This window comes from Sinomonas halotolerans, from assembly GCF_039615075.1.
GTDB lineage: Bacteria > Actinomycetota > Actinomycetes > Actinomycetales > Micrococcaceae > Sinomonas > Sinomonas halotolerans.
Genome location: NZ_JBDFRB010000027.1, coordinates 1 through 7,174, shown reverse-complemented (window position 1 = coordinate 7,174; position 7,174 = coordinate 1). Strand labels below are relative to the sequence as shown.

The following is a 7,174-nucleotide window of genomic DNA, read 5'->3' as shown; positions in this document are numbered from 1 at the left end:
TCTGTTGTTTGAGAACTCAATAGTGTGCCAAGTTCGTTGATGCCATTTTTTTGGTTGATACATTGGGCGGCCTGCCCACCCCCGTGGGTGTGGTCGTCTTGTTTTTGCCAGTTTTGGATTTGCTGGCCGGGGTGGGCGTTTTCCCGTCTGTCCGGCTGGTTTCTGTTTTTTTGACGGAGAGTTTGATCCTGGCTCAGGATGAACGCTGGCGGCGTGCTTAACACATGCAAGTCGAACGATGAAGCCCTTTCGGGGGTGGATTAGTGGCGAACGGGTGAGTAACACGTGAGCAACCTGCCCTTGACTCTGGGATAAGCCTGGGAAACTGGGTCTAATACCGGATAGTACTCCTCATCGCATGGTGGGGGGTGGAAAGCCTTGTGCGGTCTTGGATGGGCTCGCGGCCTATCAGCTTGTTGGTGGGGTGATGGCCTACCAAGGCGACGACGGGTAGCCGGCCTGAGAGGGTGACCGGCCACACTGGGACTGAGACACGGCCCAGACTCCTACGGGAGGCAGCAGTGGGGAATATTGCACAATGGGCGGAAGCCTGATGCAGCGACGCCGCGTGGGGGATGACGGCCTTCGGGTTGTAAACCCCTTTCAGTAGGGAAGAAGCGCAAGTGACGGTACCTGCAGAAGAAGCGCCGGCTAACTACGTGCCAGCAGCCGCGGTAATACGTAGGGCGCGAGCGTTATCCGGAATTATTGGGCGTAAAGAGCTCGTAGGCGGCTTGTCGCGTCTGCTGTGAAAGCCCGGGGCTCAACCCCGGGTCTGCAGTGGGTACGGGCAGGCTGGAGTGCAGTAGGGGAGACTGGAATTCCTGGTGTAGCGGTGAAATGCGCAGATATCAGGAGGAACACCGATGGCGAAGGCAGGTCTCTGGGCTGTAACTGACGCTGAGGAGCGAAAGCATGGGGAGCGAACAGGATTAGATACCCTGGTAGTCCATGCCGTAAACGTTGGGCACTAGGTGTGGGGGCCATTCCACGGTTTCTGCGCCGCAGCTAACGCATTAAGTGCCCCGCCTGGGGAGTACGGCCGCAAGGCTAAAACTCAAAGGAATTGACGGGGGCCCGCACAAGCGGCGGAGCATGCGGATTAATTCGATGCAACGCGAAGAACCTTACCAAGGCTTGACATGTGCCGGACCGTCCCAGAGATGGGGCTTCCCTTCGGGGCCGGTTCACAGGTGGTGCATGGTTGTCGTCAGCTCGTGTCGTGAGATGTTGGGTTAAGTCCCGCAACGAGCGCAACCCTCGTTCCATGTTGCCAGCACTTCGGGTGGGGACTCATGGGAGACTGCCGGGGTCAACTCGGAGGAAGGTGGGGACGACGTCAAATCATCATGCCCCTTATGTCTTGGGCTTCACGCATGCTACAATGGCCGGTACAAAGGGTTGCGATACTGTGAGGTGGAGCCAATCCCAGAAAGCCGGTCTCAGTTCGGATTGGGGTCTGCAACTCGACCCCATGAAGTCGGAGTCGCTAGTAATCGCAGATCAGCAACGCTGCGGTGAATACGTTCCCGGGCCTTGTACACACCGCCCGTCAAGTCACGAAAGTCGGTAACACCCGAAGCCGGTGGCCCAACCCCTTGTGGGAGGGAGCCGTCGAAGGTGGGACTGGCGATTGGGACTAAGTCGTAACAAGGTAGCCGTACCGGAAGGTGCGGCTGGATCACCTCCTTTCTAAGGAGCCCCTCGCATCTGGGGTGCCGGCCTGCACAGGCCGGTGCGTCCGGTGCCAGGTGAATGCCCGCTGCGGGAGCGCATGTCTTCCGGTGGGTGCTCATGGGTGGAACGTCAACGGATTCGTGGCCCGTGCCCTGCACGGTGTGCCCTGTGCGCCAGTACGCCCTCCCCGGCCTTGTCGGGGTGGGCTGGAGAGCGCGGGGGTGCCCGGGTGGGGGTGGGGTCCTTGGCACGCTGTTGGGTCCTGGGGCAACAGCCCTGGTGGCTGCCTTCCTGGGCTGCGGTGCGCTGTGCGCGCGCCGTGGTGCGGGTCGAGTGGTTTGTTGTTTGAGAACTGTATAGTGGACGCGAGCATCTAGCAATTTCTTCTGCCGCGTCGCCGTTTGTCCCTGTTCCCGGGCGTGTCCCGGGGCCGGGGCGGGGTGGCGCGGTGTTGTTTTGCCGAATTGAATTTGTAGGGCGCCCCGTGTGGGTGTCCTTGGTTTTCTTCTGTGTTGAAGTTTCCAAGGGCGCACGGTGGATGCCTTGGCATCGGGAGCCGATGAAGGACGTGGGAATCTGCGATAAGCCTGGGGGAGTCGATAACCGGACTGTGATCCCAGGGTGTCCGAATGGGGAAACCCCGCCATGCGCCGAGAGGTGGTGTGGTGACCTGCCGTTGAACGCATAGACGGTGTGGGGGGAACGCGGGGAAGTGAAACATCTCAGTACCCGCAGGAAGAGAAAACAACAGTGATTCCGTCAGTAGTGGCGAGCGAACGCGGATGGGGCCAAACCCGGCGTGCGTGATACCCGGCAGGGGTTGCGCGTCGGGGGTTGTGGGGCTCTGCTTCGGTCATCTGCCGGTGGCCGGGGGTGTGGTGCAGGAGTGTAGGCGAACGGTCTTGAACGGCCGGCCGGAGAGGGTGTGAGTCCCGTAGCCGTAACGCTTGTCTGCCGCCCTTGCGGATGTCCCCAAGTAGCACGGGGCCCGAGGAATCCCGTGCGAATCTGTCAGGACCACCTGATAAGCCTGAATACTACCCGATGACCGATAGCGGACCAGTACCGTGAGGGAAAGGTGAAAAGTACCCCGGGAGGGGAGTGAAACAGTACCTGAAACCGTGCGCCTACAAACCGTCAGAGCCGGCTGCGCCCTTGGGCGCTGTACCGGTGATGGCGTGCCTTTTGAAGAATGAGCCTGCGAGTTAGTGCCATGTCGCGAGGTTAACCCGTGTGGGGGAGCCGTAGCGAAAGCGAGTCTGAACAGGGCGTTCAGTGGCGTGGTCTAGACCCGAAGCGGAGTGATCTACCCATGGCCAGGTTGAAGCGACGGTAAGACGTCGTGGAGGACCGAACCCACTTCAGTTGAAAATGGAGGGGATGAGCTGTGGGTAGGGGTGAAAGGCCAATCAAACTCCGTGATAGCTGGTTCTCCCCGAAATGCATTTAGGTGCAGCGTTGCGTGTTTCTTGCCGGAGGTAGAGCTACTGGATGGCCGATGGGCCCCACAAGGTTACTGACGTCAGCCAAACTCCGAATGCCGGCAAGTGAGAGCGCAGCAGTGAGACTGCGGGGGATAAGCTTCGTAGTCGAGAGGGAAACAGCCCAGACCACCGGCTAAGGCCCCCAAGCGTGTGCTAAGTGGGAAAGGATGTGGAGTTGCCCAGACAACCAGGAGGTTGGCTTAGAAGCAGCCACCCTTGAAAGAGTGCGTAATAGCTCACTGGTCAAGTGATTCCGCGCCGACAATGTAGCGGGGCTCAAGCACACCGCCGAAGCCGTGGCAGTCCCACGTGAACCCTAGCCTTCGTGGTTCAGGGGTGGGGCTGGGTAGGGGAGCGTCGTGCGGGCAGCGAAGCCGCCGGGTGACCGAGTGGTGGAGGCCGCACGAGTGAGAATGCAGGCATGAGTAGCGAAAGACGGGTGGGAAACCCGTCCGCCGGATGATCAAGGGTTCCAGGGTCAAGCTAATCTGCCCTGGGTAAGTCGGGACCTAAGGCGAGGCCGACAGGCGTAGTCGATGGACAACGGGTTGATATTCCCGTACCGGCGAAGGACCGCCCATGCCGGACAGCCGATGCTGACCGCCCAATCCCCCCCACCGCGGGTCCTTCGGGACCTGCACCGGGGGGTGCGCGCGGGACCCAGAGCTGCGAGGCAAGCGTATTAACAGGTGTGACGCAGGAAGGCAGCCCGGCCAGGCGATGGTAGACCTGGTCCAAGGATGTAGGGCGCGCGGCAGGCAAATCCGCCGCGCACGAAGCCTGAGATCTGACGGGACCCCCTCACGGGGGGATCGGGTGATCCTATGCTGCCGAGAAAAGCATCGACGCGAGGTCCCAGCCGCCCGTACCCCAAACCGACACAGGTGATCAGGTAGAGAATACCAAGGCGATCGAGAGAATCACGGTCAAGGAACTCGGCAAAATGCCCCCGTAACTTCGGGAGAAGGGGGACCCCAACCGTGAACCGCACGCGCTGCGGGGAGCGGGTAGGGGTCGCAGAGACCAGGGGGAAGCGACTGTTTACTAAAAACACAGGTCCGTGCGAAGTCGCAAGACGATGTATACGGACTGACTCCTGCCCGGTGCTGGAAGGTTAAGAGGACCCGTCAGCTCTTCGGAGCGAAGCGGAGAATTCAAGCCCCAGTAAACGGCGGTGGTAACTATAACCATCCTAAGGTAGCGAAATTCCTTGTCGGGTAAGTTCCGACCTGCACGAATGGAGTAACGACTTCCCCGCTGTCTCGACCGTGAACTCGGCGAAATTGCACTACGAGTAAAGATGCTCGTTACGCGCAGCAGGACGGAAAGACCCCGAGACCTTCACTATAGTTTGGTATTGGTGTTCGGAGCGGCTTGTGTAGGATAGGTGGGAGACTGTGAAGCCCGGACGCCAGTCCGGGTGGAGTCATCGTTGAAATACCACTCTGGTCGCTTTGGACATCTAACCTCGGCCCGTGATCCGGGTCAGGGACAGTGCCTGATGGGTAGTTTAACTGGGGCGGTTGCCTCCCAAAGGGTAACGGAGGCGCCCAAAGGTCCCCTCAGCCTGGTCGGCAACCAGGTGTCGAGTGCAAGTGCACAAGGGGGCTTGACTGTGAGAGAGGCATCTCGAGCAGGGACGAAAGTCGGGACTAGTGATCCGGCGGCACCTCGTGGAAGGGCCGTCGCTCAACGGATAAAAGGTACCTCGGGGATAACAGGCTGATCTTGCCCAAGAGTCCATATCGACGGCATGGTTTGGCACCTCGATGTCGGCTCGTCGCATCCTGGGGCTGGAGTAGGTCCCAAGGGTTGGGCTGTTCGCCCATTAAAGCGGTACGCGAGCTGGGTTTAGAACGTCGTGAGACAGTTCGGTCCCTATCCGCTGCGCGCGCAGGAAATCTGAGAAGGGCTGTCCTCAGTACGAGAGGACCGGGACGGACGAACCTCTGGTGTGCCAGTTGTACCGCCAGGTGCACGGCTGGTTGGCTACGTTCGGATGGGATAACCGCTGAAAGCATCTAAGCGGGAAGCCCGCTTCAAGATGAGATTTCCATGGACCTCTGGTCCGAGAGGCCCCCAGCAGACCACTGGGTTGATAGGCCGGACGTGGAAGCAAGGACTGAAGACTTGCGAAGCCGACCGGTACTAATAGGCCGACAACCTCAACACACCACCCCCACACCCGGGGGTGCGGAGAGAACACTGCCACGCGTCCACTCTACGGTCCCCAGACAACAAACCCCCCGCCCCCCGGGGGAGCCGCCACAACCGAATACAGTCCGACCACGGACCCACACGCTTCCCACCCCGCCACCGGCGGGGACGGGACACAGGGTTACGGCGGTCATAGCGTGGGGGAAACGCCCGGTCCCATTCCGAACCCGGAAGCTAAGACCCACAGCGCCGATGGTACTGCACCCGAGAGAGTGTGGGAGAGTAGGACACCGCCGGACAACCATTCACGAGGACCCCCACCACACGGTGGGGGTCCTCACCACTTAACCAAACCCACCACCCCGCAACACGCCCCCGGTGACACGGCCCCGCCACCCGAGGCAGGGCACATGACCCCGCAACAGGGGAGGGCGAGGTCATGCGAACCAGTCGACGACCCGCCCGAGCATGCGCCGCCCCTCTTCTTCGAAGGCCGCGTCGCCCACATCGTGAGCCCACACCATGGTGCCGAGCGCCTGGAGGACGTTGTCCAGCAGCCAGGTGCCCGCGGCCTCGCGCGTCCTGGCCGGGTCCCGGCCGTATCCGGCGTAGAACGCCGCCCGCAGCCGGGCGCCGTCGTGCGCGTCCTGGAAGCACTGGTGCTCGAGGCGCACGAGGTCCGTGGCCCACGGCCGGTACCCCGCGCGGCCCCAGTCGATGACGCTCACGAGCCCGGGCCCGCTCGCCGGCGCTCCCCCGTCCACGATCCAGTTGCGCGGCTGGTAGTCGCCGTGCGTCGCGCACAGCCAGCGCTGCTCCGTCCGGTGCGCGTCCAGGAGGCGCCCGACGGCGGCGAGTTGGCAGGCGGGGGCCAGACCCCCCGCCCGCTCGAGGAAATCGCCGGCCTTGTGCAGGGCGGCGGGGTCGTAGCTCGCGGTCTGCTCCCGGGGGACGTGCACGAGGGCGAGGAGCTCGCCAGCCTGCCGGAACACCTCGGGCGAGCGCGCGTGCGGACTGCCCTCCACGAGCCGCCCCGGCAGCCAGGCCGTGGCAAGGATGCCGGCCCGCGGGTCGGCGTGGAGGAGGCGCGGGGTGCGCGCAGGCTCCAGGGCCATGAGCGGGCCGGTCATCTGCCGGTGCGCGCGGGCCTCGCGCTGGATGTGGTGGCCCGTCTCGGACGCCTTGACCACCGCGGGTCCGCTGCCCGTCTCGATCCGCAGCACGTGGATTCCCTGGAGGCCCCAAGACATGTCCTCCACGAGCTCCCACTCGCCGAACCACTCACGCAGGAGGGCGCTCCAAGCGGGAGTGAGATGGGCGGAGGCGGTCACGATGCCACGGTACCGCGGCCGGCGCTGCGGGCAGGAGCTGTACCCGGAAGGGGCTGGAAGCGGTGTGATCTGTACCCGGAAGGCGTTGGGAGCGGTGTGATCTGACACGTAGATAGTGGTGGGTTAGGACGCTGCGGCGAGAGTGACGGTGTACCCCATTGCTTCGAGTTGGTGGATGGCGCGGTTCTTGGCGCGGTTCGGATTGAGCCGGATGAAGTGTTCGGCTCCGAGCTCTTGGTAGAGGGTACCGGTGTTGCCCATATGCCAGATCGCGGTGAGGATCGAGCGCTGGGTGGCGACGTTGGCGCGTTGGGGGCCACGTCGGGAGGCTATTCGCCGGTAGCGGGCTCCGAGGAAGGTGTCCGGGTTCCTGCCGCAGACCATGGCGGCTGAGCCCAGGGCACCTTGGAGGTGGGGGTTTCCGGGGCGGGTGCGGCTGGACTTGACCCTTCCGGCGGACTCGTTCTGGCCGGGCGCGGTCCCGGCCCAGGAGGCGAGATGGTCGGGGGTGGGGAAGCGGCTCAT

The 7,174-nt window shown here is 62.9% G+C and carries 2 protein-coding genes and 3 rRNA genes; 3 read left to right on the top strand and 2 right to left on the bottom strand.

Annotation, left to right across the window (positions count from 1 at the left end):
* The first annotated feature begins 170 nt into the window (after positions 1-170).
* From ABCQ75_RS16160 to rrf, 3 genes are all read left to right on the top strand, one after another.
* A 16S ribosomal RNA gene (locus ABCQ75_RS16160) occupies positions 171-1,692 on the top strand.
* A gap of 496 nt (positions 1,693-2,188) precedes the next feature.
* Positions 2,189-5,333, top strand: a 23S ribosomal RNA gene (locus tag ABCQ75_RS16155).
* A 167-nt stretch (positions 5,334-5,500) separates the two neighbouring features.
* Positions 5,501-5,617 (top strand): 5S ribosomal RNA (rrf, locus tag ABCQ75_RS16150).
* Together the 16S, 23S and 5S rRNA genes form the textbook arrangement of a ribosomal RNA operon.
* A 138-nt stretch (positions 5,618-5,755) precedes the next feature.
* Here the strand turns inward: rrf and ABCQ75_RS16145 are convergent.
* Both ABCQ75_RS16145 and ABCQ75_RS16140 read right to left on the bottom strand, forming a co-directional pair.
* Positions 5,756-6,649, bottom strand: a complete 894-nt coding sequence (locus tag ABCQ75_RS16145; RefSeq protein ID WP_345886652.1) for a phosphotransferase family protein — start codon at positions 6,647-6,649, stop codon at positions 5,756-5,758.
* Between the two features lie 123 nt (positions 6,650-6,772).
* Positions 6,773-7,174 (bottom strand): transposase (locus ABCQ75_RS16140; protein WP_345885401.1); only part of this gene is annotated, 402 nt, incomplete at its 5' end.